This is a genomic window from Microbacterium sp. zg-B185 (genome assembly GCF_030246885.1).
In the GTDB taxonomy this organism is placed as follows: domain Bacteria; phylum Actinomycetota; class Actinomycetes; order Actinomycetales; family Microbacteriaceae; genus Microbacterium.
Genome location: NZ_CP126739.1, coordinates 1,737,699 through 1,764,511, shown reverse-complemented (window position 1 = coordinate 1,764,511; position 26,813 = coordinate 1,737,699). Strand labels below are relative to the sequence as shown.

The following is a 26,813-nucleotide window of genomic DNA, read 5'->3' as shown; positions in this document are numbered from 1 at the left end:
GATGACCAGCACCGCATCCGATCAGTACGCGAAGGTCGACTTCTCGCCCCTGGACGCCCTCGCCGACGGAGAGGTGGTCACTCACTCCCGCGCACGCGACATCCGCCTCGGCTCGGGAAAGGTGCTCGCACTGATCACGCTGGACAACGGCCGCGACCACACTCGCCCGAACACACTCGGGCCGTCCACCCTGAAGGAGCTCGGCACCGTCCTTGACGGGCTGAAGGCCCGTGCGGCGGCCGGCGAGATCCACGCGGTCGGGATCACCGGCAAGCAGTACATCCTCGCCGCCGGAGCGGATCTGTCCGACATCAGCCGCGTGGAGTCCAAGAAGACCGCGCGGCTGGTCGCGCAGCTCGGACACTCGGTGCTGGGCAGGCTCTCCGAGCTCGGTGTCCCGTCGTTCGCGTTCGTGAACGGGCTCGCCCTCGGCGGCGGGCTCGAGATCGCGCTGAACTCGACCTACCGCACGGTGGATGCGTCGGCGGCCGCCATCGCGTTGCCGGAGGTGTTCCTCGGCATCATCCCCGGGTGGGGAGGCGCGTACCTGCTGCCCAACCTGATCGGCATCGAGAATGCGCTCGAGGTGGTCATCTCCAATCCGCTCAAGCAGAACCGAATGCTCAAGCCGGCGCAGGCCTTCGACTACGGCATCGTCGATGCGATCTTCCCCGCGTCGAATTACCTCGAGGACTCGCTGAAGTGGGCGGACGGGGTGCTCGGCGGCAAGATCAAGGTCGACCGCAAGCAGGAGCCGGGCAAGATCGAACGCCTCACGAAATGGCCGATCGCGATCAAGATGGCCCGCGGCATGCTGGAGAGCCGGATCGGTCTGATTCCCAGATCGCCGTACGCGGCGCTCGAGCTGCTCGACAAGGCCAAGAGCGGCACGAAGGCGGAAGGCTTCGCGCGCGAGGACGAGGCGCTGGCCGAACTCGTGACCGGCGACCAGTTCGCCGCGTCGATGTATGCGTTCGATCTGGTGCAGAAGCGTGCGAAACGGCCCGTCGGGGCACCGGACAAGGCACTCGCGAAGAAGGTCACCAAGGTCGGCATCATCGGCGCCGGGCTCATGGCCGGCCAGTTCGCGCTGCTGTTCCTGCGCAAACTGCAGGTTCCCGTGCTGATCACCGACCTCGACCAGGCGCGCGTGGACAAGGGGATCGCCTCCATCCATGAGGAGATCGGCAAGCTCGAGGCCAAGGGCCGGCTCGACGGCGATGCGGCCAACCGTCTCCGTGCCCTCGTTCGCGGCACCACCGACAAGGCCGAGTTCGCGGACTGCGACTTCGTCATCGAGGCCGTGTTCGAAGAGGTCGGCGTCAAGCAGCAGGTCTTCGGCGACATCGAGAAGATCGTCGCCGATGACACGATCCTCGCGACGAACACCTCGTCGCTCTCCGTCGAGGAGATCGGCGCGAAGCTGGCCCACCCAGAGCGGCTCGTGGGCTTCCACTTCTTCAACCCGGTCGCCGTCATGCCCCTGATCGAGATCGTCACGACGCCGCAGACCACCGATGCCGCCCTGTCGACCGCGTTCGTCGTGGCCCGCGGGCTCGGCAAGAGCGCGGTCCTGACCGCCGACGCCCCGGGCTTCGTGGTCAATCGTCTGCTGGCCAAGGTGATGGGCGAAGCCGCGCGGGCCATCTACGAGGGCACTCCGCTGCTGACCGTCGAGAAGGCGTTTGCGCCGATCGGGCTGCCGATGACCCCGTTCCAGCTCATCGATCTGGTCGGCTGGAAGGTCGCCGCGCACGTGCAGGACACGATGGCGCACGCCTTCCCCGGGCGGTTCTTCGCGTCGGAGAACTTCCACCGGCTCGCCGAGCTTCCCGACGTGGTCGAGAAGGACAAGAACGGCAGGGTCACCGGATGGACCAAGGCGGCCGAGAAGGTGCTCAAGGGCGCCGTCGGCTCCACGCCCGCGACCGAAGCCGAGATCCTCGGCCGGGTGCAGGACGGTCTGGCGCAGGAGATCAAGCTGATGCTGGACGAGGGGGTCGTCCCCGCGGTCGAGGATATCGACCTGTGCCTGATCCTCGGGGCGGCCTGGCCGTTCATCGATGGTGGGGCCTCGCCCTACCTGGACCGCGAGGGTGCCTCCGAGCGTGTCTTCGGCGACACCTTCCATCACCCGATGATCAAGGGGATCGCAGGATAGAGCCTGCGCACGCAAGCGCCCGTCCTCGTTGTGAGGACGGGCGCTGTGCGTTGCGGCGAGGGATGCCGAGACTGCCGGTTACGCGTCGCGCACCTCGTCGTCGGGCGTGGGAACGCCGGCCATCCAATCGGGATGCTGCTCGGTCGGGCGCGCCACCGGTATGCGGGTGCCCAGCACCTGCGATACCACGTCCTGCGCGATCTTCGCGGGCGTGAGCCCGGCATCCTCCAGGATCTGCTCCCGCGTCGCGTGCGGGATGAACTCGTCGGGGAGCCCCAGTTCGTCCACGGCGGTGTCCACCCCGGCTTCGCGCAGCACCTGCCGTACGCGCGTTCCGATGCCGCCCACGCGGATCCCGTCCTCGATGGTGATCACCAGGCGATGGGATGCCGCCAGCTCCACGATGGACGGCTGCACGGGGACGACCCACCTCGGGTCCACGACGGTGGCCCCGATCCCCTGCGCGCCGAGCCGGCGCGCCACGTCGACCGCAAGATGCGCCATCGGGCCGATGCCCACGATCAGCACGTCCTGCGCGTCGGATCGAACGAGCACGTCCACGCCGTCGCGAAGGCGCTCCAGCGCCGGCAGCGTAGGGCTGACCGTGCCCTTCGGGAACCGCACGACGGTGGGTGCATCCTCCACGCCGACCGCTTCGCGCAGCTCCTCGCGAAGCCGCTCCGCGTCGCGCGGGGCGGCGATGCGGATGTGCGGCACGAGCTGCAGCATCGCCAGATCCCAGATCCCGTGATGGCTGGGACCGTCCGGCCCGGTCACTCCGGCCCGGTCCAGGACGAATGTGACGCCCGCGCGGTGCAGCGCGACATCCATCATCACCTGATCGAAGGCACGATTCATGAACGTCGCGTAGAGCGCCACCACGGGGTGCAATCCGCCGTATGCCAGCCCCGCCGCAGATGCGACGGCGTGCTGCTCGGCGATGCCGACGTCGAGGACGCGATCGGGGAAGCGCTGGGCGAACGGAAGCAGCCCGGTCGGACGCAGCATCGCCGCCGTGATGCCGATGATCTCGGGGCGCTCCTCCCCCACGGCGACCAGTTCTTCTGCGAAGACGTCGGTCCACGCTGTGGCGGAGGACGCGCCGACCGGCTCGCCGGAGGTGGGGTCGATGCGACCCACGGCGTGGAACTGGTCGGCTTCATCATCCCGGGCCGGCTGGTACCCGCGGCCCTTCTCGGTGATCGCGTGCACGATGACAGGCGCGCCGAAATCCTTCGCCAGCTGCAGTGTCTCCAGCAGCACGGGCAGGTCGTGGCCGTCGACGGGGCCGAGGTATTTGATGTCCAGATTCGAATAGAGCGCGGCGTTGTTCGTGAAGCGCGACAGGAAGCCATGCGTTCCGCCTCGCACCCCACGGTAGAAGGCGCGCGCGGCCGGGCCCAGCCGTCGGGCGAACGAGTCCGAGCTCTGATGCAGGGTGCGGTAGCTGTCGGCCGTGCGCACGCGGTTGAGGTAGCGGGCCATGCCGCCGATGGTCGGCGCATACGATCGGCCGTTGTCGTTGACGACGATGACCAGGTTGCGGTCGTTGTCGTCGGAGATGTTGTTGAGCGCTTCCCAGGTCATCCCGCCGGTGAGGGCTCCGTCACCGACGACGGCGACGACATGCCTGTCCAGGCGTCCGGTCCGCGTCAGTGCGCGCGAGACTCCGTCGGCCCAGCTGAGCGAACTGGAGGCGTGCGAGGATTCGACCACGTCGTGTGGGCTCTCCGACCGCTGCGGGTAGCCGGCCAGTCCCCCGCGGGCACGCAGCCCGGTGAAGTCCTGGCGACCGGTCAGCAGCTTGTGCACGTAGGACTGATGACCGGTGTCGAAGATCATCGGATCGTTCGGGGAGTCGAACACCCGGTGCATCGCGATGGTCAGCTCGACCACCCCGAGGTTGGGGCCCAGGTGACCGCCTGTGCGGGAGACGTTCTCGATGAGGAAGTCACGGATCTCGTCGGCGAGCTGTCCCAGCTGCTCGATGCTCAGCGCATCGAGGTCCCGGGGTCCGGACACGGACGACAGCAGCGACATTCGTGCTCCTTTCCGAGCCATGGCAGGGTCCTGGAAAGTCTACCCGCGGCCGGGACGGCGGAAGGGCCGGGCGCATGGCACCCGGCCCTTCCGCTCTGCGCTCAGACCAGCGAGCGCAGCACGTACTGCAGGATGCCGCCGTTGCGGTAGTAGTCCGCCTCGCCGGGTGTGTCGATCCGCACGACCGCATCGAATTCGACGGTCTGCTTGCCGGGCGCGGAGAATTCGCTCGGCGCGGCCGAGACGCGGACGGTACGCGGGGTGACCCCCTCGTTCAGCTGCTCCAGACCGGTGATCGAGACGATCTCGGTGCCGTCGAGTCCGAGCGATTCCCAGCTCTGACCGTCGGGGAACTGCAGCGGCACGACGCCCATCCCGATCAGGTTGGAGCGGTGGATGCGCTCGAAGCTCTCCGTGATGACGGCCTTCACACCGAGCAGGCTGGTGCCCTTGGCTGCCCAGTCGCGGGACGAGCCGGACCCGTACTCCTTGCCGCCGAAGATGACGAGCGGAAGTCCCTGCTCCTGGTAGTTCTGGCTCGCGTCGTAGATGAACGACTGCGGTCCGCCCTCCTGGGTGAAGTCGCGCGTGAACCCGCCCTCGACCTGCGCGCCGGCGTTGACCGAACGGACGAGCTGGTTCTTCAACCGGATGTTCGCGAACGTGCCGCGGATCATGACCTCGTGGTTTCCGCGACGCGAGCCGTAGGAGTTGTAGTCCTTCCGGTCCACGCCGTGCTCGTCCAGGTAGCGTCCGGCGGGACTGTCGCTCTTGATGTTGCCGGCCGGGCTGATGTGGTCGGTGGTCACCGAGTCGCCCAGCGTCGCCAGCACACGTGCGCCGACGATGTCGGTGACCGGGGTGAGCTCCATCGTCATGCCGTCGAAGTACGGGGGCTTGCGCACGTACGTGGAGTTCTCGTCCCACTCGAACACTGCGCCGGTCGGGGTGGGCAGCGTCTTCCACCGCTCGTCGCCTTCGAAGACGCTCGCGTACTGGTGGGTGAACATCTCCTTGTTGATCGACGAGTCGATGGTCGCCTGGACCTCCGCCGCGTCGGGCCAGATGTCCCTGAGGAAGACGTCATTGCCGTCGCGGTCCTTGCCGAGCGCGTCCATCTCGAAGTCGAAATGCATCGAGCCGGCCAGCGAGTAGGCGATCACCAGGGGCGGGCTGGCCAGGTAGTTCATCTTCACGTCGGGGTTGATCCGGCCCTCGAAGTTGCGGTTGCCCGACAGGACAGCGGTGACGGCCAGGTCGCTGCGGTTGATCGCCTCCGAGACCTCTTCGATCAGCGGGCCGGAGTTGCCGATGCACGTCGTGCAGCCGTAGCCGACCGTGTAGAAGCCCAGGGCTTCGAGGTCCTGCGTGAGGCCGGCCTTCTCGTAGTAGTCCGTGACGACCTTCGACCCCGGAGCCAGCGTGGTCTTGACCCACGGCTTGGCCTTGAGGCCCTTCTTCACGGCGTTGCGAGCCAGGAGGCCTGCCGCGAGCATCACCGAAGGGTTGGACGTGTTCGTGCACGAGGTGATCGCTGCGATCGTCACGGCACCGTTGTCGATCGTGTACGACGAGCCGTCGGCGGCCGTCACCTTGACGGGATTGGATGCCGCGGCCGGTCCGCCGCTGGAGATGTGCACCACGCGGGTGTCCTCCTGCTCGTCCCCGGGCGCTGGGCCGGGATCGGACGCGGGGAACGAGTGCTTCGACTCGAGGTCGACGATGTCGTCCGTGGTGCACGGAGTCGCGTAGTTGACGATGTCGGACTCGAACTGGGACTTCGCCTCCGACAGCAGGATGCGATCCTGCGGGCGCTTCGGTCCGGCGATCGAGGGCACGACGGTGGACAGGTCCAGCTCCATGTACTCGCTGAAGTTCGGCTCCCGCTCGGGGTCGTGCCAGAGGGACTGCTCCTTGGCGTACGCCTCCACGAGCGCGACCGCCTGCTCGTCGCGTCCGGTCAGTCGCAGGTAGTCCAGCGTCACGCCGTCGATGGGGAACATCGCGGCCGTGGAGCCGAACTCGGGGCTCATGTTGCCGATCGTCGCGCGGTTCGCGAGGGGAACCGAAGCCACACCCGCTCCGTAGAACTCGACGAACTTGCCGACCACGCCGTGCTTGCGGAGCATCTCGGTGATCGTGAGCACCACGTCCGTGGCAGTGACCCCGGCCGGGATCTGCCCGGTCAGCTTGAAGCCGACCACGCGCGGAATGAGCATCGACACCGGCTGACCGAGCATCGCCGCCTCGGCCTCGATGCCGCCGACGCCCCAGCCGAGCACGCCCAGGCCGTTGACCATCGTGGTGTGGGAGTCCGTGCCGACGCACGTGTCCGGGTAGGCGCGCAGGACTCCGCCGACCGTGCGGTCGTAGATGACCTTCGCCAGGTGCTCGATGTTCACCTGGTGCACGATCCCCGTGCCCGGCGGGACGACCTTGAAGTCGTCGAAGGCCGTCTGACCCCAGCGCAGGAACTGGTACCGCTCGCCATTGCGCTCGTACTCGATCTCGACGTTGCGCTCGAGCGCGTTCTCGCTGCCGAACAGGTCGGCGATCACCGAGTGGTCGATGACCATCTCAGCGGGTGAGAGCGGGTTGATCCGCGTCGGATCGCCGCCGAGAGCCGCGACCGCCTCGCGCATCGTGGCCAGGTCGACGATGCACGGCACGCCGGTGAAGTCCTGCATGACCACGCGCGCGGGCGTGAACTGGATCTCGGTGTTCGGCTCGGCGGCCGGATTCCACGAGCCGAGGGCCTCGATCTGCGCCCGTGTCACGTTCGCGCCGTCTTCGGTGCGGAGTAGGTTCTCCAGCAGCACCTTCAGGCTGAAGGGGAGCTTCTCGTAGCCCTCGACGGCATCGATGCGGAAGATCTCGTAGTCGGTGCTGCCGACCGTCAGGGTGCTCTTGGCACCGAAGCTGTCAACCGTGGACACGTGTGTCTCCTTCGTCGGCGGAGCGAGCTGCAAGGCCCGGCACTCCCCATCTTCCCCGTCACCGGCAGCACTGGCTAGTGAGGCCAGCCTTACCGCGTGGCAGGCAAATTTATCTTGATGTCAAGATAAATATATCACTTGGAGGTTGGCGGATAGAGTGCGCGCACCGCGAGCCATGTGACGGCCACGAGCGGTGCGAAAAGGGGCAGCCCCATGATCAGCTTCAGAGTTCCGAGCGCCGTCACATCCCCGGCGAAATACAGCGGCAGCTGAACGGCGAGGCGGACGGCGAACAGCGCGCCCCAGGCGAGGGCGAGCCAGAAGAACACCCGCCGTTTGCGCTTGTCGGCACGCCAGCGCGTTCCTTCGCCCATCAGGAAGCCCACCGCGATGCCGATCAGCGACCAGCCGATGACCGCCGAGACGAGGAAGGCCGTGCCGTACGCGGCGTTCGTGAAGAATCCCAGGACGAAGTTGTCCTGGCCGCGTCCGGTCCACAGCGCCAGCGCCGCCGCGCCCGCGGTGGCCAGCAGTCCGCCGATCGCGGCGGACGGCGGCGATTTGGTGACCAGTCGGATGATGGTGAAGATCGCCGCCAGACCCACCGAAAGGCCGAGCGACAGCCACAGGTTCCCGGCCTGCGTGCCGGGGTCGTACGAGACGGTGAACGCCACGACGAAGACGAGGCTCGGCAGGACGGATTCCAGGATGCCGCGCCAGCCGCCCATCGCACGCCAGACGACATGGCCGGTGGCTGCGCCTTCCGCCGGATCCAGCCCCGCCCGCTTGGCCGCGCCGCCCAGCGCTGCACCGAGCACGTCGGAAGCGCTCGGCTCGGAGCGCGCGGCGGCGTCCTCAGGATCGTTCCCCGCCTGCGGACGCGGCGCGTCGGTCATGCCGTTCCCGGCGTGGCCGGCATCCGGAGCGGAATCAGATCACGCGGCGGCATGGGGGTCCCGCCCCGCACCACGACGATGGAGCGGAACAGATCCTCGACCTGGCCCGCTGCTTCCACGTCGCCGGTGGCGGCGCCGCCGATCACGCCGCGCAGGAACCACCGCGGTCCGTCCACGCCGACGAAGCGCGCGAGCCGCTTGTCGGCGGCGCCGTCGGGACCGGCCGAGACCGGGACCTCGGCGAGCAGCTCTGCGCCGAGAGGGCCTTCGCGCTCCTCGACGCGGCCACCCTGCTGGCGGATCTGCGCCTTGATCTGTTCCCGGGTCTCTGCCCACAGCCCCGTGCTGCGTGGTGCCGCGAACGGCTGGACCTGCAGCGTGGAGCCGGCGTAGTCGAGCCCGACCGCGACGATGCGCTTGGTCTGCTCCTCGACCTCCAGGCGGAGGTTCAGACCCTCGCGCGGCAGGATCTTGATGCCGCCCAGGTCGATGTAGGGCCGCACCGGGTTCGCCTCGGCTTCGTCGAAGGGTCCGGCGGTGGCGCGATCGGCGAGAGATCCGCCGGTGGGCGCGTCCGAGGGTGTCGGGTCTGTCATGAGGGGACTCCGTTCTTCTGGTACCCGGTCGAGCCGAAGCCGGCGTCCCCACGGGCGCTGTCGGGTAATGCCTCGACCGGGATGAAGTTCGCCCTCGACACCGGCATCACGATCAGCTGCGCGATGCGGTCGCCGACGGCGATGTCGTAGGCGTGCTCGGGATCGGTGTTCAACAGCGTCGCCTTGAGCTCGCCGCGATAGCCGGCGTCGACCGTGCCGGGGCTGTTGACGATCGTGATCCCGTGCTTGGTGGCCAGGCCGCTGCGCGGCACCACGAAGGCGACGTAGCCGTCCGGCAGCGCGATCCGCACGCCGGTGCCGACGAGTGCGCGCTGACCGGGCTCCAGCCGCAGCGCCTCGGTCGAGACGAGATCAGCTCCGGCGTCCCCGGGGTGCGCGTACACCGGGACGTCGGGGGCGATAATGGGGACGTCCACAGTTTCAGCCACGCAATGAGGGTAATGCAGAAGACAGCGAGCGGCGCCCGCGGCAATTCCGTCACCCGCTACCGAGAACGACTCAGCCCGTCCCTGTGGGTGATCGCAAGCGCAGCCGTCGTCGCCCCGATGGCAGCTCTGGTGCTCTCGCCGTTCGACACGACACTCGCGCTGGTCGCCGGAGCGGCGATCGGGGTGTGCTTCATCTGGCTGCTGGTCGCAGGCTCCCCGGTGGTCGAGGTCCGCGACGGAGTCCTGACCGCGGGGCGCGCGCACATCGACGTCGCCTTGACCGGCGATGTCGCGATCCTCACCGGCGACGAAGCCCGCAACGCGCGCGGCCCCGGTTTGAACCCGAGATCGTGGCACGTCATCCGCGGGGGGATCGACGGCCTGGTGATCGTCGCGATCACCGACCCGGACGATCCGGCGCCGTCCTGGGTCATCTCCACGCGGACGCCGGACCGGCTGGCGGCCGCGCTGCGGCGCGCGCAGGCTACGCCGCGCACTCCCGGCAGATAGGACCGTCGGAGTCCTCGTGATCCAGCTGCGAGCGGTGCTTGACCAGGAAGCAGCTCACGCAGGTGAACTCGTCCTCCTGGGCGGGCAGTACGACGACATCCAGCTCGAGGTCGGAGAGGTCCGCACCCGGCAGCTCGAACCCCGAGGGGTTGTCGGCGTCTTCCGCGTCGACCGATCCGGACAGCTTGTCGGGGACGCGCTCTTTGAGCGCCTCGATCGATTCGCTGTCATCTTCGGTCTTGCGGGGGGCGTCGTAATCCGTGGCCATGCGTAAACGTCTCAACTTCCGGGGAATAGCTTGCGTGCACTGACCCTGTCGGGGCGGCGATAGTTTGCACGACCTGAACTCATTTGGCAAATGCACTGTCGGTTCCGGGTCCTGCGTGCCGTGAAACTCGCGGCGCGCGAGAGATATTCCCGTCGTATGGCAACCGCTGTGTAACCATGGGCGCACACCGCTGGATCGGAGGGGCTTTTCGCATGGAACAGCTCAAAGTGATCGGAACCGAGGACGAGGTGCTCGTCCTGGTGACCGAGTCGGGTGAGCGGTTTTCGCTCCCCGTCGATGACGTATTGCGCGTCGAGCTGCGCAAAGCGCGCAGGGAACGCGACGGCGATCCGCAGACCGTGCGGCCCAGCCCGCGCGAGATCCAATCGCACATCCGCGCGGGCATGTCCGCCGACGAGGTCGCCGCTCTGCTCGGCGCGCGCGTCGAGGACATCGCACGCTTCGAGGGACCGGTGCTCGCCGAACGCGAGCACGTCGTCGGACAGGCCCTGGCCGTTCCCGTTCTCCTCGGCGCCGAACTCGATCCGGATATCCACCCCACTTTCGGCAGCGCAGTCCGCGCCAAGCTGGCCGAGGCCGGCGCGTCGGGTGAGCGCTGGACCAGCTGGAAGGGCCCCGGCGGCTGGATCGTCAAGCTGGAGTTCACCGCGAACGAGGTCGACCACGACGCGCGTTGGGGTTTCGACCCCCGGCGCAGCACGCTGTCGCCGCTGAACGCGGACGCGATTCAACTCTCCCGGCAGGGCTCCCTGCCTGAGGGGCTGATCCCCCGGCTCCGCGCGCTCGACGCGTCACCGGCCAAGGACGACACGCGCTTCGACAGCGGCGCCTTCGGTCCGCGGCGGATGCCCGAGGCGGACATGGAATCCCCCGATCTGCGTGAGCCGGTGGCGCCGGCCGTGCAGGAGGCCGCCATGAAACGCGCGACCGCGATGCCGGTCACGTCCTCGGAGACGGCAGATCTGCTCGAAGCGCTCCGCCGACGCCGGGGCCAGCGGGAGCCGCTGCCGGGCACGGAGGAGCTGCCCTCCGCCCGCCCGCATGCGCCCGTGGCGCTTTTCGACGCACTCGAGCCCGGGTATGACGAGACCCCGCGCGCCGACGCGGAGCAGACGCGCGAGCATGACGACGAGCAGCAATCGGCCGTGGCCGAGGCCGCGGGTCGGCGCAAGGGCCGGCCGTCGATGCCGTCGTGGGACGAGATCGTGTTCGGGGCACGCAGCGACGACTGAACCGTCGGTCAGGCGAACGCGCCGAGTCGGATGAGCGGCACGGTCCGCTCCTCGTCGGTGAGCGATCCGTGCTGCCCGACCATCCGCTGGGCGCCCTTGTCCTCGAGCCGGTCGTCGTAGTAGGCGATCCCGGCACGCGCCGCCACCAGCACGTCGCCGATCCGCGGCAGCACGTCGGTGGACACCGGACCGAACAGACCCGCGTCGACCGCTTGGCTGCGCGAGAGCACCCACGAGCGGTCCGATTCGGATTCCGTCCACCTTCCGAGCAGGTCCTCAGACATACCGGGCTCGGCGTACAGGTGCAGCATCCGGGGTTCCCCGCCGATGTGACGGACTCCGTCGAGCAGATCGTCGTCGTCGGTCAGGAGCACGTGCCGATGTCGGGGGACGTCGACCATGCCGTGGTCGGCCGTGATGACCGCACCGGTACCGGGAGCGAGCGCGTCGGACAGGATGCGGGACGCGGCATCCACCCGCTCCAGCGCTGCCACCCACTCGTCGGATTGCCACCCGCGCTTGTGACCGATCGCGTCCAGATCCGGCGCGTAGACGTAGACGAACGCCCCGGGGTTGCGCGCTGCCAGGTCGGCGGCGGTCCGGGTGCGCTCGGCGAGGTCTTCCACAGCGACGAACTGGGCACCGCGCATGATCGCCGTGGTGAACCCGGTGCCGGCGTACTCCCCCTTGGAGACGATGAACGACGGCCGGCCACCGGCGGCGTGCCGCTCGGTGAGCGGCTCCGCGCGCTGCCACGCGATATCCAGACCGTCCGTGTCCCAGCCGCGCAGCTGATTGAGGACGTGGTCGCTGTCCGGGTCGAGCACCCGATACCCGACGATCCCGTGCTCGCCCGGTCGGACTCCGGTCAGCAGGCTGGTCAGCGCGGAGGCGGTGGTGGACGGGAAGACGGTGCGCGCGACATCCTTCTTCGACGCGGCCGAGGACAGGAACCGGGCATGGCCGGCGCGCGCGCCGAGGTTGGCGGCGCCCAGTCCGTCGATGACGAAAACGATGACGCTGCGGGCCGGGGCGAACCAGTCCGACGTGCCATCCAGCGCGGCGATCATCTGCGGCGCGACACCGGTGAGGCTGCGGGCTCGTCGCGGCTCCGCGGGTAGGCTGAGTGACATCGGGGCCAGTCTCGCACACCGGCGGGAGCCCCTCTCCGACCGCCGTCTCCCGAGGCCACATCGTCATGCCCGCATCGCCCACAGGATCCTCGCCCGCCGAGGAGCGCATCGAAGACGTCGACGTCTCCGCCGAGATGCAGGGCTCGTTCCTCGAATACGCCTACTCGGTCATCTACTCGCGCGCGCTGCCGGACGCACGCGACGGGCTGAAGCCGGTGCAGCGTCGCATCCTGTACCAGATGGCCGAGATGGGTCTGCGACCGGACCGCGGCCACGTCAAGAGCGCCCGGGTCGTGGGCGAGGTGATGGGAAAGCTGCACCCGCACGGCGACGCTCCCATCTACGACGCTCTCGTCCGGCTCGCGCAGTCCTTCTCGCTGCGGGTCCCGCTGGTGGACGGCCACGGCAATTTCGGCTCGCTGGATGACGGTCCGGCCGCGCCGCGCTACACCGAGGCGCGACTGGCCCCGGCGGCGCTCGCACTCACCGAGGGCCTGGATGAGGACGTCGTCGATTTCATCCCCAACTACGACGGCCAGTTCCAGCAGCCCGAGGTGCTGGCCGCGGCCTATCCGAATCTTCTGGTCAACGGCGCGACCGGCATCGCGGTAGGCATGGCGACCAACATGGCGCCGCACAACCTCGTCGAAGTCATCGGCGCCGCCATCCACCTCCTGGAGAATCCGGACGCCACGGTCGAGGACCTGATGGAGTTCGTTCCGGGGCCGGATCTGCCCTCGGGCGCGGTCGTCGTGGGTCTAGACGGCATCAAGGACGCGTACACGACCGGGCGCGGCAGCTTCCGCACCCGCGCGAAGGTCGCGATCGAATCGCTCGGGCCGCGTCGTACCGGGCTGGTCGTCACGGAGCTGCCGTATCTGGTCGGCCCGGAGCGGATCATCGAGAAGATCAAGGATGCCGTCCAGGCCAAGAAGCTGCAGGGCATCGCCGATGTCACCGACCTCACCGACCGCCACCACGGGCTCCGCCTCGTCATCGCGATCAAGACCGGTTTCGATCCGCAGGCCGTGCTGGAGCACCTGTATCGGCTGACCCCCCTCGAGGACTCGTTCAGCATCAACAACGTCGCGCTGGTCGGCGGGCAGCCGCGGACCCTGGGTCTGCGCGAACTGCTCCGCGTGTACCTCGATCACCGTCTGCAGGTCGTGACGCGCCGGAGCCGGTACCGGCTGGCCCGCAAGCAGGAGCGACTGCACCTGGTCGAAGGCCTCCTCATCGCGATCGTCGACATCGACGAGGTCATCCAGGTCATCCGCGCCTCGGACGACGGCGAGCAGGCACGGACGCGACTGCAGGAGGTTTTCGACCTCTCGCTCGCACAGGCCGAGTACATCCTCGAGCTGCGTCTGCGTCGGCTCACGAAGTTCTCCCGCCTCGAGCTGGAGACCGAGCGCGACTCCCTCAAGGCGGAGATCGCCGAACTCGAGCGGCTCCTGGGCAGCGACGTGCTGCTGCGCGGGCAGGTCGCCAAGGAGCTCGGCATCGCCGCCGACACGTACGGCACGCCGCGCCGGACGCTTCTGCTGAACGGCGGACCCGTCCAGCCGCGATCGCGCAGCGCCGCCGCCGTCGCGGACCTGCAGATCTCGGACGCGCCGTGCCGCGTCTTCCTCTCCGCGACCGGGCGGATGGTGCGCGCCGAGATGACGGCGGATGTCCCCAACGGCGGGATCGTGCCGCCCGCGCGCCGTTCCAAGCACGATGCCGTCCGCTCCCACGTGGACACCACCAGCCGCGGCGACATCGGCGCCGTGACCACTGCGGGACGCCTCATCCGCTTCTCGCCGGTGGATCTGCCTTCGGTGCCCGGCAATTCCGTGCAGCTGTCCGCGGGCACGCGGGCAGACCACTATCTCTCCCTCGGCAAGGACGAACACGTCGTCGCGCTGGTTCCACTCGTGGAGTCCCCGACGATCGCGTTGGGCACTGCGCAGGGCATCGTCAAGCGCGTCGCTGCGAGTGAGATCGGCCCCAAGCAGGACGCCGAGATCATCGCGCTCAAGCCCGGCGATCGCGTCGTGGGTGCGGCATCCGCCCCCGACGACAGCGAGCTCGTCTTCATCACCTCCGATGCGCAGCTGCTGCGCTTCGAGGCCGCCTCGGTGCGGCCGCAAGGCCGGTCGGCGGGCGGCATGGCCGGTGTCCGGGTGGCGCCCGGTGAGAGGGTCATCGGCTTCAACGTCGTGGACGCCGATGCGACGGATGTGTTCGTGGTGACGCTCGCGGGCAGCACGCAGGCCCTGGCCGGTGCGGATGCCGTCACCGGGAAGGTCTCGGACTTCGCAGAGTTCCCCGCCAAAGGGCGTGCGACCGGCGGTGTGCGCGCGCAGCGCTTCCTGAAGGGCGAGGACACCTTGACCCTCGGCTGGGTCGGCACAGAGCCGCGTGCCGTCGGCGCGGACGGTGCCACGCGCTCCCTCCCGGAGCCCGGCGCGAAACGGGATGCCTCGGGCCAGCCGCTCGAGGGCGTCATCGCCGCGGTCGGCACCGCCGTCCGCTGACCGCGCGCGGTACCGCCTACCGTGGCGGCGGCCGTCACGTGGCATCGGCGGTGATCCGACTGTGCGGGTGAACTCGGCTCCCCTGTCCCGAGGTGCGGGCGGAGCCTCAGATTGCGACAGGCGAGCGGACGAGGTCGATCGAGTCGCGAACGCCGCGACGCCGGGCAAGGGTTCCCCTGTCCCGAAGTGCGGGCGGGGCCGCAGAGTGCGACAGGCGAGCGGACGAGGTCGATCGAGTCGCGAACGCCGCGACGCCGGGCAAGGGTTCCCCTGTCCCGAAGTGCGGGCGGGGCCGCAGAGTGCGACAGGCGAGCGGACGAGGTCGATCGAGTCGCGAACGCCGCGACGCCGGGCCAGGGCTTCCCTGTCACCAAGCGCGGTGTGAGCCGCAGAGTGCGACAGGCGAGCAGAATGAGGCGCCGAGACGCGAGCAACCGCACACCCACGGCGCGAATACACCCGCGCGAGCGCGGGCTCAGGCGTCGATGCGCTCGCGGCCCAGGCGGTCGCTGGAGTCGATGATGAACTCCTTGCGCGGAGCGACGTCGTTGCCCATGAGCAGTTCGAAGACGGATGCCGCCGCTTCGGCATCCGTCATCCGCACGCGCCGCAGGGCGCGTCCGGCGCGGTCCATCGTCGTGGTCGCCAGCTGATCGGCATCCATCTCGCCGAGGCCCTTATAGCGCTGGATGGGCTCCTGCCAGCGCTTGCCCGCCTTGGTGAGCTTGGCCAGCAGGGCGTGCAGCTCCTGCTCGCTGTAGGTGTAGATCGTGTCGTTCGGCTTCGTGCCGGGGTTCGTGACGATCACGCGGTGCAGCGGCGGCACGGCCGCGTACACGCGGCCGTCGTCGATCAGCGGCCGCATGTACCGGAAGAACAGCGTCAGCAGCAGGGTGCGGATGTGCGCGCCGTCGACGTCGGCATCGCTCATCAGGATGATCTTGCCGTAGCGGGCGGCGTCCAGGTCGAACGAGCGTCCCGAGCCGGCGCCGATCACCTGGATGATCGCGGCGCACTCGGCGTTGGAGAGCATGTCGCTGACCGAGGCCTTCTGCACGTTCAGGATCTTCCCGCGGATGGGAAGCAGCGCCTGATACTCGCTGTTGCGGGCGAGCTTGGCCGTGCCCAGCGCGGAGTCGCCCTCGACGATGAACAGCTCCGAGGAGGCGACGTCGTTGGTGCGGCAGTCGGCCAGCTTCGTCGGCAGCGACGAGGACTCCAGCGCGTTCTTGCGGCGCTGCGTCTCCTTGTGCGTGCGGGCGGAGATGCGCGCCTTCATCTCGGAGACGATCTTGTCCAGCAGCTGCGCGGCCTGGGACTTGTCGTCGCGCTTGGTCGAGGCGAACTTCGCGGCCAGCTCCGACGCCACGACATTCGCGACGATCTGGCGGACGGCGGGCGTACCGAGGATCTCCTTCGTCTGGCCCTCGAACTGCGGCTCCGGCAGACGAACGGTCAGCACGGCGGTCAGACCCGCGAGGATGTCATCCTTGTCGATCTTGTCGTTGCCCACCTTGAGCCGGCGCGCGTTCTGCTCGATCTGCGAGCGGAGCACCTTCATCAGGCCCAGCTCGAACCCGGCCTGGTGCGTACCGCCCTTCGGCGTGGCGATGATGTTGACGAAGGACCGCTGCACCGTCTCGTAGCCGATTCCCCAGCGCAGCGCGATGTCCACGACGCACTCCCGGGCCAGCTCGGTGGGAACCATCGCGCCGGTGGGCTGCAGGACCGGGACGGTCTCGGTGAACGTGCCGGTGCCGGTCAGACGCCACGTGTCGGTGATGGGCGCATCGGGCGCGAGGAACTCCGCGAACTCCGAGATCCCGCCGTCGAAGCGGTAGGAGTTCTCGACCGGCTCGTCCCCGCGCTCGTCGCGGATGACGATCTCGAGACCGGGGATCAAGAACGCCGTCTGCCGCGCGCGCTGCTCCAGTTCGTCGAGGTGGAACGCGGCATCCTTCGTGAAGATCTGCGGATCCGCCCAGTAACGGATCCGGCTGCCGGTGACGCCCTTGGCCACCTTGCCGACCACGCGCAGCTCGCTGCGGTCCTCGAAGGGTGTGAAGGCCGATTCCGGGCTGCCGTTGGCGAAGACACCCGGTTCGCCGCGATGGAACGACATCGCCCAGGTCTTGCCGCCCCGGTCCACCTCGACGTCCAGTCGCGCGGAGAGCGCATTCACGACGGAGGCACCGACACCGTGCAGGCCGCCGGATGCCGCGTACGAGCCGCCGCCGAACTTGCCGCCGGCATGCAGCTTCGTGAACACCACCTCGACCCCGGACAGGCCGGTGCGCGGTTCGATATCCACCGGGATGCCGCGTGCCCGGTCACGGACCTCGACACTGCCGTCACTGTGCAGGATCACGTCGATGCGACTGCCGTGCCCGCCCAGCGCCTCATCGACAGAGTTGTCGATGATCTCCCAGAGGCAGTGCATGACACCGCGAGAGTCGGTCGAGCCGATATACATGCCCGGGCGCTTGCGGACCGCTTCGAGTCCTTCCAGCACCTGCAGATGGTGGGCGGAATACTCGGAGGTCACAATCGTCAAGCGTATCCGCGGTGGTCGGGAGCCCTATGCACAGACACGGGGAACGGGCCGCGCGTACGCGCTGAGCGAAATGTGATGGCTTCCGGGCATTCCCCCATGGATCGCGTGGTTGTATGTGAGGACCCGCAAGGGATCGAGACGAGCGACGCTTACGAGGAGGACCCGAGATGAACACGCTTTCGACACCGACCGAGCCCGCCGTCCTCGAGTACCGCCTGACCGCGCTGGACCGGTGCGACTCGTGTGGAGCACAGGCCTACATCGCCGCCGAGGTCAACGGCAGCGAGCTGCTGTTCTGCGCCCACCACGGTCGCAAGTACGAAGAGAAGCTGCGGTCGATGGCCACCAGCTGGCACGACGAGACGGCTCGACTGCTCGAGTCCGTCTGAGTCCTACCGGCCCGGATACGCCCGCCGCACCAGCGGCGACACGCGCACCAGGAGCTCCTCGCCGACTGTGCCGATCGTCTCGGCCAGATCGGTCGCCGACGTCCCGTCCGGACCGACGACGGCAACCCGCTGCCCCACCGCAGCCCCGCGCCAGGGCGCGACCATCGTGTGGGTCGCGCCGACGTGCCGAACCTCGCGACGGTCTCCGGCCACCTCGAGGTGGGCATGCTGGGCAAGCGTCGAGGGAAGTCCGTGCAGCGAGCCGACGCCGAGCGTGACGGCGTAGTCCGCGACGTGCGTGACCGTCGCGACGAGCGAGGCGACCGGACGGATGCCGAGCTCGTCCTGACCGGGTCCGCCGGCGGGACGGATGCCGTAGCAGAACGCCCCGACCCGGGCGAGGTCGTAGCGGAACTCCGGCCGGGCGAACGAGGCGGCGCTGGCGGACAGGTGGCGCACGTCCAGCGCGAATCCCGCCGCCTCCGCCGCCGTGACCGCGTCCTCGAACAGGGCACGCGCGGTGTCGTCCTCCGCGTCGCTCGCTTCGGCGATGTGACTCCAGACACCGACGACGCGCAGCAGGCCTTCGGTCGCGAGGGCCTGCGCCCGGCCGAGGATCGCGTCCCACTCCTCCGGACGGATGCCGTTGCGGTGCAGGCCGGTGTCGATCTTCAAGTGCACCCGGGCAGGCGCGCCGGCCGTGCGTGCCGCGGCCGCGATGTCTTCCAGGAAGCCGGCGTCGCCGACCCCGAGGTCGATGTCCGCGGCCAGGGCCGCAGTGATCTCGTCCGCCCCGACGGTGAGCCACGAGAAGACGCGGGCCTTGGGGCCGACCGCGGCGCGGGTCCGAAGCGCCTCGCGCACGTCGAACGCGCCGAACCAGACGACGCCCTCGGCCGCAGCTCTGGTCACCACCGCCGTCAGGCCGTGTCCGTAGGCGTCATCCTTGACGATGAGCATGAGCTGCGCCGGGGCGACCCGCGCTCGGACGACCGCGATGTTGGCGGCCAGCGCGTCCAGGTCGACCTGCAGTTCTGGCGCGGTCACGGCGTGTACTCCCGTCCGGCGCGCAGGCCGACAGCGGTGACGAGTTCGGCCGCGCTCAGCCCGGTCGCCGCCGTCCATTCCGTCAGAGCCGGCGCGCCGTCGGCGGGGTCGCCGAAGAACAGGACCTCATCGCCCCGGCGAACCCGCGCCGACCCGACGTCCACCACGCAGACATCCATCGCCACCCGACCGACGATCGGATGCCGCTCTCCGGCGATCACAACCGAGGCCGCATTGCCGAGGGCGCGCACGATCCCCTGCGCGTAGCCGCCGGTGACCAGCGCGACCGTGGTGTCCGCGATCGCACGATGGGTGAAGCCGTAGGAGACGCCCTCGCCCGCGCGGAGGCGCTTCAGGCTCAGCACCCACCCGCTCAGGCTCAGCACCGGTGTGAAGCCGGGAGTCAGCCCGTACACCGCCTCCGGCGCGGTGGCCACGCCGCTGTCAAGCCGGCGCGCAGCGTCGATGACGCCGTCCAGGTCCGGCGCGGCGACGTCGTCGACCAGAAGAGCGGCGGCGCCCGCTCGCAGTGCGATCGGCGCGACCACGTCCACGCCGTGGCCCCACGCATCCGCCCGCAGGTCGATGACGCCGCCACGCCCACTGGCCAGGACCGCGCGCAGATTCCGCTCCACCGCGCCGCGGGATATCCGCGCCACCGGGGCGGTGCGCGCACCCGTGCCCGCGTCGGACGACGCGCGTCCAGGGATGCCGAAGGTCACGCCATCTAGACTATCCGGGGTCCTGTCCCCCACCCCGGAGCACGCATGCCCTCTCCAGGCCTCGGCCTCGCGCCCCGCCTTCGCTATCTCGCCGGCCGCGCACGCCGCATCGACGTCGGCTCCGTTCTGGACCGTGCGAAGGAAGCCTCCGCCCAGCACGGCAAATGGACCCCCGCGATCGTCGTCGACATGCTCTGGCAGGCCGGCCTGCGCAACGTGGGGTTCCAGGACTACATCGACTACGACTTCGCCGCCCTCAGCCGCGCGGAGCGCGCGACCTACATGACGCACCCGGTGTCCAACCAGCTCTCGCAGAAGTACGACGATCCGGCGTTCCGGCACATCTTCCAGGACAAGATCGAATTCGACCGTGTCTTCAGCGAGTACCTGCATCGGGAGTGGATGGTCGTCGAGGAGGACAACGCCGAACGGGTCCGCGCGTTCACGGAGCGCCTGGGCACCATCGTGACGAAGGAGCCGGTCGGACAGGCCGGGACCGGTGTGCACCGCTACCACGCCGCCGAGATCGAGGACTGGGCGGCTTTCCACCGTGGCCTGCTCGCGCGCGGCGAGCTGCTGGTCGAAGAGGTGATCCAGCAGCATGCCGCCCTGGCCGCGGTGTGTCCTGGGACGGTCAACACCACCCGCATCACCGCGTTCTTCGACGGCGAGAAGACGCACATCCTGGCGATGGCGCAGAAGTTCGGACGCGGTGCCGTGAGTGATCAGATGACCTTCGGCGGCTTCTACACGATGCTCGACGACGACGGCCGCGCTGTCGGGCCGGGATACGACTCCCATGGACACGTCTACGCCGCCCACCCCGACTCCGGGTTCGTCATCGATCAGTTCCAGCTGCCCATGATGGAACAGGTGCGCGCGTTCATCGACCGCGTGGCCCGCGTGGTGCCCCAGGTGCAGTACGTCGGCTGGGACGTCGTGGTCACACCCGAAGGGCCCGTGCTCGTGGAGGGCAACTGGGGCGCCGGCGTCTACGAGAACAAACCCAGTGTCACCGGCATCCGCACCGGCCACAAGCCGCGGTATCGCGCCGCGATCGGCTTCTAGGCGGCGCGGACCACACCCAGCGGCGTGGACTGGTGGCCCTGACCGAGCGGGTTGTCCTTCAGGATCTCGACCAGGCGCCGTTCGCCGGCCCTGTCCAGCGTAGAGCCGAGGATGTTGCCGCCGAGGTCGTTGATGTCCACGACCGCCACCTCGGGGACGCCGCCGAGGAGATCCTTCAGATGCTGGGCGACCGCGCGCGGACGCTCGGGACCCAGCACGACCGCCCTGTTGTACGGGGGGATGGTGCCGCTGGTGGGACCGTCGATCGCGCGGGCCTTGTCCCCGGCGATGCGGTAGAAGTCGCCCTTGCGCCCGAGCGCCTTGGTGATGGCAGAGACGGCCGCGGCGAACAGAATGCGCGGGGTTCCGCACTCGCGAAGGGCCATCTCCATCGTCTCGGGCATGCCGAGACCGATGCCGTAGGGCGTGCGCGTGACGTACTTCGACAGGAACAGCGCCAGACGCCGCGGCTGGATGTCCTCGAGCGGGTAGGAGCGTCCCTGCGTGATGGCCACGATCTTCTCCGTCACGAAGAACAGATCACCGGGCTGCACGATGTCGGCCGCGTACTCGCGGATGAAGGCGTCCAAGTCGTCTCCCGGCATGACCACGCGCGTCCGGATGGGGATGCGCGCGTAGGAGGTGCCGTCGATCTCGACGCTGAGCGCCTTTCCCGCGTTGGCCTCTGCCATCACTCGAGGTAGTCCCGCAGGGACTGAGAACGAGACGGGTGCCGCAGCTTGGCCATCGTCTTGGACTCGATCTGGCGGATCCGTTCGCGGGTCACCCCGAACGTGTCGCCGATCTGATCGAGGGTCTTGGGCTGACCATCGCCGAGCCCGAAGCGCATGCGGATCACGCCCGCCTCGCGCTCGCTCAAGGAATCCAGCAGCGACTCGAGCTGGCGCTGCAGCATCGTGAAGCCGACGGCGTCCGCCGGAACGACCGCTTCGGTGTCCTCGATCAGGTCGCCGAATTCGCTGTCGCCGTCCTCGCCGAGGGGGGTGTGCAGCGAGATCGGCTCGCGACCGTACTTCTGCACCTCGATGACCTTTTCGGGGGTCATGTCCAGTTCGCGGCTGAGCTCCTCGGGAGTGGGCTCGCGGCCCAGATCCTGCAGCATCTGGCGCTGCACACGGGCGAGCTTGTTGATGACCTCGACCATGTGCACGGGGATGCGGATCGTGCGGGCCTGGTCGGCCATGGCGCGCGTGATCGCCTGGCGGATCCACCACGTGGCATACGTGGAGAATTTGAAGCCCTTGGTGTAGTCGAACTTCTCCACCGCGCGGATCAGACCGAGGTTGCCCTCCTGGATCAGGTCCAGGAACTGCATGCCGCGGCCGGTGTAGCGCTTGGCGAGCGACACGACCAGGCGGAGGTTCGCGCCGAGCAGGTGCGACTTCGCACGCTGACCGTCGCGAGCGACCCACTGCAGGTCGAGTCCGACCTGATTGGACTTCTCGGCGGCCGTCATGTGCGACAGCTTCTCTTCGGCGAACAGACCCGCCTCGATCCGCATCGCGAGCTCGACCTCTTCGGCCGCGTTCAGCAGCGGGACCTTGCCGATCTGCTTCAGGTAGTCCTTGACCGGGTCGGCCGTGGCTCCCGTGATCATCGTCGAGTAGACGGGGACATCCTCGTCGTCCGACGAGGAGATGACGATCGCGCCGGTGGGCAGCGGCTCGGTGAAAGCCGGCTTCGTGGTCTCTTCGTCCTCGTCGTCCTCTTCCGCCTCCGCCGTCTCGGCTTCGGGCTCAGCGGCGGCTTTGGCCTTGGCCTTGCCACGCGGCGCGGCGCGAGGCTTCTCGTCCTCGTCCACGACGTCATCGAGCGCGACGACGTCGTCTTCGATGTCGACCACGTCGTCGATCTCGACGTCATCGACGAGCTCATCGACGGGCTCGTCGTCGGTCGCCTTGGCGGCGCGGGACTTCGCTGCGGTCTTGGTCGCTGCGGTCTTGGTAGCGGCCTTCGCCGGAGCCTTGGCGGCACCGGTCTTCGTGGCGGCCGTCTTGGCTGCCGCGGTCTTGGCGGCGACCGGCTTGGCCGCGGCCTTCGTGGTCGTCGTGGTGGACTCGTCCGCGGGAGCGACCGCCGCGGGGTCCTTCGCGCTACTTGCGCGTGCTGTGGTCTTCGTGCCTGAGGTCACGGTTCGCCTTTCACCAGCGGGAACGTGTGTCGTCGGTCCCCCGGTAGATTTCGGACACTAGTAAGACCCTTGTCAAGTCCCAACTCTGCAGAGATTGCCTCACGGAGCTGGTTGACAACGGGCCAGGTCATCTATTGTCGCACATCCCTCGAACACATCCGACGATGCGACCGACACTGCGGATACAACGCGCTGGGCGCCGTGCGCATTCCGCCCGGCTCAGGCTCCGCGCTTCTCGTCGTCACCGGAAGGCCGGGTCGCGAGGAACCTCTCCAGCTCTGCCGCCAATTCGTCGGCGCTGGGCAGATCGCCGGTGTGGATCATCGGCGATGCGAGCGTCGAGCCGGCCATGTACGAGTCGTAGCGCTCCTCGAGTCCCTGCACCATGCGCGAGAGCTCATCGCTGCCGGCGACCTGCTCGTCCACCTTGGCCAGGTAGTCCCGGTTCTCTTCACGCAGGTCGTCGCCGGCGAAGACGAGCCCCGTCGCGACGGTGAGGCTGTCCAGTCCAGCGAGGGCGGCCGCCGGGTACTCGGTGTCGCCGAGATAGTGGGGCACGAGCAGCACGAAGCCGGCGACCAGGGCGCCTACCTCCGCGAATCGGTACTCGAGGAGATGCCCCGCCGTGGCCGGCACCTGGGTGTGCGGCTGCCAGACCGAATGCGCCTCGGTGAGCTCGCTGCGGGTTCCGCTGACGGTGGTCCCGATCGGCCGGGTGTGCGGGACGGGCATGGGGATCGCGTGCACCCATGTCACGGACTTCACGTCGTACGCCGCGGCGAAGTCGAGCACGGCGTCGGTGAACGAGTCCCACGCGAAGTCGGGTTCGTAGCCGGCGAGGGTCAGGAAGGGCTGACCGAGCGAGTCGTGTGCGAACGAGAGCTCCAGCCGCGGCGGCCGGTAATCGGTGAGGTGGTCCTGGTCGAAGGAGATCAGCGGGCGTCGCGCACGGTAGTCCAGGAGCACGTCATTGGAGAAGACGGCCAACGGCGTGGGCTCCAGGTCGTCGCGGAAGTAATCGACCATGCGGCTGACCGCGCTGCCGGCGTCGGTGAAACCCGTGAGCGCGATCACGAGCGGCAGCCCTCGTGGAATCGGCGGAGCGGATGCCACGCGCTCGTAGAGCGGAGCGGATTGAGCCATGCACCCATGCTACGAGCCACGCCCCGTGGCGCGGGCCACGCGCATCCCGCTCAGAGCGAACAGAGCGACAGGGGCCGAACCTAGGATGGAGTCCATGTCGTTCCCTGACCTCGAATTCAGCACCGATCCGATCCGAGAGTCCCCGGCGGACGCCATCCTGCTGGCGCTTCCTGCCCTGGACTCCGACGCAGGCCCCCAGCTGGAGGACTGGCCCGGGCTCGCAGCGGCACTGGCCGCGGTCGGCTTCACCGGCGCGGCATCCTCCTACCAGCGCGTCTACGCGCCGGAGAGCACAGCACTTCCGCTTTCCGTGGTCGGGATCGGCGCGAAGCCGGACGCGGCGGCGGTCCGGGACGCCGTGGGCACCGGCATCCGCACCCTCACCGGCTTCGACACGGTCAGCGTCGCCGTCCTCGCCGACGGTGCGGACCTCTGGCGCGCAGCGGCCGAGGGCGCCTCGCTCGGCGGCTACCGGTTCGAGGGCTACAAGTCCGAGGCGCCCAAACCGCGCGCGGCACGCGTCGTGGTACACGGTGCGGCAGCCGCGGCAGATGGCGAACTGGCTGCGATCGCGGCGGCCGCCGATGCGGTGGCGCTGGTGAAGGACCTCGTCTCCATCCCGGCCGAATGGCTCGGACCCGCCGACTTCGCCGACCGCGCGACCGCGGCAGTGGCGGATCTGCCGGTCAGCGTGGAGATTCTCGACGAGACGGCGCTGCGCGACGGCGGCTACGGCGGCATCCTGGGTGTCGGACAGGGATCGGACCGCCCGCCGCGTCTGGTGCGCCTGGACTACGCGCCGGCCGGCGCGTCGCGGCATGTCGCTCTCGTCGGCAAGGGCATCACGTTCGACACCGGCGGGCTGTCGCTGAAGCCGGCGGCGTCCATGGTGGGTATGAAATACGACATGTGCGGCGCCGCCACGGCTTTGGGCGTCCTGCGGGCCGTGGCCACTCTGGGGCTGCCGGTACACGTCACCGCATGGCTGTGCATCGCGGACAACATGCCCTCCGGCCGGGCCACCCGCCCGGGCGATGTTCTGCGGATGCTGGACGGCACAACCGTCGAGGTGCTCAACACCGACGCGGAGGGGCGTCTCGTCCTCGCCGACGGGCTCGCCGCCGCCAGCCGCGAGCACCCCGACGTCATCGTCGACGTCGCCACCCTCACCGGTGCGATCACGACCGCCCTCGGCACCCGGCATACCGGCGTGATGGGCGAGGATGCCGCTGTCGCGGCCTACCTCTCGGCAGCCGAGCAGGCCGGCGAGCTGGCTTGGCAGCTGCCGCTCCCGGCGCACATGGTCGATGAGCTGGACTCCCCCATCGCGGATCTGCAGAACGCCAAGATCGGAGACCCGGCGGGCGGATCGTTGTTCGCCGGACTGTTCCTGAGACATTTCGTCGGCCGCGTCTCGGACGACGCGGATGCCGCGCGCATCCCGTGGGTGCATCTGGACATCGCCGGTGTCGGGATGAACAAGGGCAGCGGCTACGGCTTCACCGACAAGGGACCGACCGGAGCGACCGTGCGCTCGCTGATCCGCTTCATCGCCGGTGAGGAGGCGCGATGACCGAGCACCGCTTCGACATCGTCGTCCTCGGTGGCGGCAGCGGCGGCTACGCGGCTGCGCTGCGTGCCGCCGAGCTGGGCAAGTCGGTCGCGCTCGTCGAGAAGGACAAAGTGGGCGGCACCTGCCTGCATCGCGGCTGCATCCCGACGAAGGCTCTGCTTCACGCGGCTGAGGTCGCCGACGTGACCCGCGATGCCTGGAGCATGGGCATCCGCGCCTCTTTGGAGGGCATCGACGCCGACGGAGTGCGGGCCTACCGGGAAGGGATCGTCGCGAAGAAGTACAAGGGGCTGCAGGGTCTGGTCACGGCGCGCGGCATCACCGTCGTGGCCGGTGAGGGGCACCTCGAGCCCGGACCCGCCGTCCGGGTCGGAGACGACCTCTACCGCGGCACCGAAGTGGTGCTCGCCACCGGGTCCTACAGCCGCACGCTGCCCGGCCTGCAGATCGGCGGCCGGATCCTCGCGAGTGAGCAGGCGCTGGAGCTGCGCGAGATCCCCGAGCGCGTCATCATCCTCGGTGGTGGCGTCATCGGCGTCGAATTCGCCAGTGTCTGGCGCTCGTTCGGTGCCGAGGTGACGATCGTCGAGGCGCTGGATCACCTCGTCCCGAACGAGGACGTCGCAATGAGCAAGGCGCTGGAGCGCGCCTTCCGCAAGCGCGGCATCGCCTCCTCGCTGGGCGTGCGCTTCGCCGGTGCGACGCAGACCGACGATGCCGTGACCGTGACGCTCGAGGACGGCACGTCCTTCGACGCGGACTATCTGCTCGTCGCCGTCGGCCGCGGGCCGGTGACGGCCGGGCTCGGCTACGAGGAAAGCGGCGTCGTGCTCGATCGCGGCTACGTCACGACCGATGAGCGACTCCGCACCGGCGCCGAGCACGTGTGGGCCGTCGGCGACATCGTCCCCGGGCTGCAACTGGCCCATCGCGGATTCCAGCAGGGCATCTTCGTGGCCGAGGAGATCGCGGGGCTGCACCCGGTCCTGGTTCCGGACACACAGATCCCCAAGGTCACCTACAGCCACCCCGAAGTCGCCTCGGTCGGCCTCACCGAGGCTCAGGCCGTGGCCGCCGACGGCGCGGAGGGGATCGTCTCCTACGAGTACAACCTGGCCGGCAACGGCAAGAGCGAGATCCTCGGCACGGCCGGGCTGGTCAAGGTGGTCCGGCGCAAGGACGGGCCCGTGATCGGCGTCCACCTGGTGGGCGACCGGGTCGGCGAGCTCATCACCGAGGGGCAGCTGGCCGTCGGCTGGGAGGCGCACCCCGAAGACATCGCGCCGTTCATCCACGCGCATCCGACCCAGAGCGAGGCCCTCGGCGAGGCGTTCCTCGCCCTGGCCGGCAAGCCCCTGCACGCGCTCTGACCGCTCGCGGCGCGAGCACACCACCGCATCA

21 protein-coding genes are annotated in these 26,813 nt (G+C 69.0%); 8 read left to right on the top strand and 13 right to left on the bottom strand.

Annotated elements, in window-relative coordinates; all coding sequences use genetic code 11:
- Window position 1: 1 nt before the first annotated feature.
- Complete coding sequence (locus QNO12_RS08435) at window positions 2-2,161, top strand: 3-hydroxyacyl-CoA dehydrogenase NAD-binding domain-containing protein (RefSeq protein WP_257503772.1); 2,160 nt, start codon at window positions 2-4, stop codon at window positions 2,159-2,161.
- A 78-nt stretch (window positions 2,162-2,239) separates the two neighbouring features.
- Here QNO12_RS08435 and dxs read toward each other — a convergent pair whose 3' ends face one another.
- The 5 genes from dxs to dut form a co-directional block, all read right to left on the bottom strand.
- The gene (gene dxs / locus QNO12_RS08430; RefSeq protein WP_257503773.1) at window positions 2,240-4,201 is read right to left on the bottom strand and encodes a 1-deoxy-D-xylulose-5-phosphate synthase; all 1,962 of its coding nucleotides are present in this window, start codon (window positions 4,199-4,201) and stop codon (window positions 2,240-2,242) included.
- A 101-nt stretch (window positions 4,202-4,302) separates the two neighbouring features.
- The gene (locus QNO12_RS08425; protein WP_257503774.1) at window positions 4,303-7,137 is read right to left on the bottom strand and encodes an aconitate hydratase; all 2,835 of its coding nucleotides are present in this window, start codon (window positions 7,135-7,137) and stop codon (window positions 4,303-4,305) included.
- Between the two features lie 134 nt (window positions 7,138-7,271).
- Window positions 7,272-8,033 (bottom strand): DUF3159 domain-containing protein, encoded by a 762-nt coding sequence (locus QNO12_RS08420; protein WP_257503775.1) that lies wholly within the window; start codon window positions 8,031-8,033, stop codon window positions 7,272-7,274.
- Window positions 8,030-8,629 carry a DUF3710 domain-containing protein gene (locus tag QNO12_RS08415; protein ID WP_257503776.1) on the bottom strand — a complete coding sequence of 200 codons (600 nt, stop codon included), beginning with the start codon at window positions 8,627-8,629 and terminating at the stop codon, window positions 8,030-8,032. The genes QNO12_RS08420 and QNO12_RS08415 overlap by 4 nt, the downstream gene beginning before the upstream one ends.
- A complete protein-coding gene (gene dut, locus QNO12_RS08410) occupies window positions 8,626-9,078 on the bottom strand; it encodes a dUTP diphosphatase (RefSeq protein WP_257503777.1) in 453 nt (150 codons plus the stop codon). The genes QNO12_RS08415 and dut overlap by 4 nt, the downstream gene beginning before the upstream one ends.
- Before the next feature lie 12 nt (window positions 9,079-9,090).
- On the opposite strand from dut, the gene QNO12_RS08405 reads away from it, so the two are divergent.
- Window positions 9,091-9,588 carry a DUF3093 domain-containing protein gene (locus QNO12_RS08405; protein ID WP_257503778.1) on the top strand — a complete coding sequence of 166 codons (498 nt, stop codon included), beginning with the start codon at window positions 9,091-9,093 and terminating at the stop codon, window positions 9,586-9,588.
- On the opposite strand, the gene QNO12_RS08400 is transcribed toward QNO12_RS08405, so the two are convergent.
- Complete coding sequence (locus QNO12_RS08400; protein WP_257503779.1) at window positions 9,563-9,856, bottom strand: DUF4193 domain-containing protein; 294 nt, start codon at window positions 9,854-9,856, stop codon at window positions 9,563-9,565. The two genes, QNO12_RS08405 and QNO12_RS08400, sit on opposite strands and share 26 nt — an antisense overlap.
- Before the next feature lie 212 nt (window positions 9,857-10,068).
- On the opposite strand from QNO12_RS08400, the gene sepH reads away from it, so the two are divergent.
- Window positions 10,069-11,109 (top strand): septation protein SepH, encoded by a 1,041-nt coding sequence (sepH, locus tag QNO12_RS08395; protein WP_257503780.1) that lies wholly within the window; start codon window positions 10,069-10,071, stop codon window positions 11,107-11,109.
- An 8-nt stretch (window positions 11,110-11,117) separates the two neighbouring features.
- On the opposite strand, the gene QNO12_RS08390 is transcribed toward sepH, so the two are convergent.
- Window positions 11,118-12,242, bottom strand: a complete 1,125-nt coding sequence (locus QNO12_RS08390; protein WP_257503781.1) for an alkaline phosphatase family protein — start codon at window positions 12,240-12,242, stop codon at window positions 11,118-11,120.
- Window positions 12,243-12,307: 65 nt separating this feature from the next.
- On the opposite strand from QNO12_RS08390, the gene QNO12_RS08385 reads away from it, so the two are divergent.
- On the top strand, window positions 12,308-14,764 hold the full coding sequence (locus QNO12_RS08385) for a DNA gyrase/topoisomerase IV subunit A (protein WP_257503782.1): 2,457 nt from the start codon (window positions 12,308-12,310) through the stop codon (window positions 14,762-14,764).
- 475 nt (window positions 14,765-15,239) lie between these two features.
- Here QNO12_RS08385 and QNO12_RS08380 read toward each other — a convergent pair whose 3' ends face one another.
- Window positions 15,240-17,312 (bottom strand): DNA gyrase/topoisomerase IV subunit B, encoded by a 2,073-nt coding sequence (locus QNO12_RS08380; RefSeq protein WP_257503877.1) that lies wholly within the window; start codon window positions 17,310-17,312, stop codon window positions 15,240-15,242.
- Window positions 17,313-17,485: 173 nt separating this feature from the next.
- Here QNO12_RS08380 and QNO12_RS08375 point away from each other — a divergent pair, with 173 nt between their 5' ends.
- Window positions 17,486-17,707 (top strand): DUF7455 domain-containing protein, encoded by a 222-nt coding sequence (locus QNO12_RS08375; protein WP_257503783.1) that lies wholly within the window; start codon window positions 17,486-17,488, stop codon window positions 17,705-17,707.
- Between the two features lie 3 nt (window positions 17,708-17,710).
- Here the strand turns inward: QNO12_RS08375 and QNO12_RS08370 are convergent, their stop codons facing one another.
- Window positions 17,711-18,754 carry an alanine racemase gene (locus QNO12_RS08370; protein ID WP_257503785.1) on the bottom strand — a complete coding sequence of 348 codons (1,044 nt, stop codon included), beginning with the start codon at window positions 18,752-18,754 and terminating at the stop codon, window positions 17,711-17,713.
- A complete protein-coding gene (locus QNO12_RS08365) occupies window positions 18,751-19,476 on the bottom strand; it encodes an alanine racemase (protein WP_257503786.1) in 726 nt (241 codons plus the stop codon). Before QNO12_RS08365 ends, QNO12_RS08370 begins: the two co-directional genes overlap by 4 nt.
- Window positions 19,477-19,521: 45 nt before the next feature.
- Between QNO12_RS08365 and QNO12_RS08360 the strand changes: the two genes are divergently transcribed.
- Complete coding sequence (locus QNO12_RS08360) at window positions 19,522-20,544, top strand: sugar-transfer associated ATP-grasp domain-containing protein (RefSeq protein WP_257503787.1); 1,023 nt, start codon at window positions 19,522-19,524, stop codon at window positions 20,542-20,544.
- On the opposite strand, the gene QNO12_RS08355 is transcribed toward QNO12_RS08360, so the two are convergent.
- From QNO12_RS08355 to QNO12_RS08345, 3 genes are all read right to left on the bottom strand, one after another.
- Window positions 20,541-21,236, bottom strand: a complete 696-nt coding sequence (locus QNO12_RS08355; RefSeq protein ID WP_257503788.1) for a coenzyme F420-0:L-glutamate ligase — start codon at window positions 21,234-21,236, stop codon at window positions 20,541-20,543. The two genes, QNO12_RS08360 and QNO12_RS08355, sit on opposite strands and share 4 nt — an antisense overlap.
- The gene (locus QNO12_RS08350; RefSeq protein WP_257503789.1) at window positions 21,236-22,696 is read right to left on the bottom strand and encodes an RNA polymerase sigma factor; all 1,461 of its coding nucleotides are present in this window, start codon (window positions 22,694-22,696) and stop codon (window positions 21,236-21,238) included. The genes QNO12_RS08355 and QNO12_RS08350 overlap by 1 nt, the downstream gene beginning before the upstream one ends.
- A gap of 219 nt (window positions 22,697-22,915) precedes the next feature.
- Window positions 22,916-23,839 (bottom strand): proteasome assembly chaperone family protein, encoded by a 924-nt coding sequence (locus QNO12_RS08345; RefSeq protein WP_257503790.1) that lies wholly within the window; start codon window positions 23,837-23,839, stop codon window positions 22,916-22,918.
- A gap of 94 nt (window positions 23,840-23,933) precedes the next feature.
- Between QNO12_RS08345 and QNO12_RS08340 the strand changes: the two genes are divergently transcribed.
- Complete coding sequence (locus QNO12_RS08340; RefSeq protein ID WP_257503791.1) at window positions 23,934-25,412, top strand: leucyl aminopeptidase; 1,479 nt, start codon at window positions 23,934-23,936, stop codon at window positions 25,410-25,412.
- Window positions 25,409-26,782 (top strand): dihydrolipoyl dehydrogenase, encoded by a 1,374-nt coding sequence (gene lpdA / locus QNO12_RS08335; protein ID WP_257503792.1) that lies wholly within the window; start codon window positions 25,409-25,411, stop codon window positions 26,780-26,782. The genes QNO12_RS08340 and lpdA overlap by 4 nt, the downstream gene beginning before the upstream one ends.
- Window positions 26,783-26,813: the final 31 nt, after the last annotated feature.

Coding starts and splice junctions, on each gene's coding strand:
- QNO12_RS08345 (WP_257503790.1), bottom strand. CDS start 23,839: ATGGCTCAATCCGCTCCGCTCTACGAGCGCGTGGCATCCGCTCCGCCG.
- QNO12_RS08405 (WP_257503778.1), top strand. CDS start 9,091: ATGCAGAAGACAGCGAGCGGCGCCCGCGGCAATTCCGTCACCCGCTAC.
- QNO12_RS08375 (WP_257503783.1), top strand. CDS start 17,486: ATGAACACGCTTTCGACACCGACCGAGCCCGCCGTCCTCGAGTACCGC.
- QNO12_RS08385 (WP_257503782.1), top strand. CDS start 12,308: ATGCCCGCATCGCCCACAGGATCCTCGCCCGCCGAGGAGCGCATCGAA.
- dxs (WP_257503773.1), bottom strand. CDS start 4,201: ATGTCGCTGCTGTCGTCCGTGTCCGGACCCCGGGACCTCGATGCGCTG.
- sepH (WP_257503780.1), top strand. CDS start 10,069: ATGGAACAGCTCAAAGTGATCGGAACCGAGGACGAGGTGCTCGTCCTG.
- QNO12_RS08415 (WP_257503776.1), bottom strand. CDS start 8,629: ATGACAGACCCGACACCCTCGGACGCGCCCACCGGCGGATCTCTCGCC.
- QNO12_RS08400 (WP_257503779.1), bottom strand. CDS start 9,856: ATGGCCACGGATTACGACGCCCCCCGCAAGACCGAAGATGACAGCGAA.
- QNO12_RS08355 (WP_257503788.1), bottom strand. CDS start 21,236: ATGGCAGAGGCCAACGCGGGAAAGGCGCTCAGCGTCGAGATCGACGGC.
- QNO12_RS08420 (WP_257503775.1), bottom strand. CDS start 8,033: ATGACCGACGCGCCGCGTCCGCAGGCGGGGAACGATCCTGAGGACGCC.
- QNO12_RS08340 (WP_257503791.1), top strand. CDS start 23,934: ATGTCGTTCCCTGACCTCGAATTCAGCACCGATCCGATCCGAGAGTCC.
- lpdA (WP_257503792.1), top strand. CDS start 25,409: ATGACCGAGCACCGCTTCGACATCGTCGTCCTCGGTGGCGGCAGCGGC.
- QNO12_RS08360 (WP_257503787.1), top strand. CDS start 19,522: ATGCCCTCTCCAGGCCTCGGCCTCGCGCCCCGCCTTCGCTATCTCGCC.
- QNO12_RS08435 (WP_257503772.1), top strand. CDS start 2: ATGACCAGCACCGCATCCGATCAGTACGCGAAGGTCGACTTCTCGCCC.
- QNO12_RS08390 (WP_257503781.1), bottom strand. CDS start 12,242: ATGTCACTCAGCCTACCCGCGGAGCCGCGACGAGCCCGCAGCCTCACC.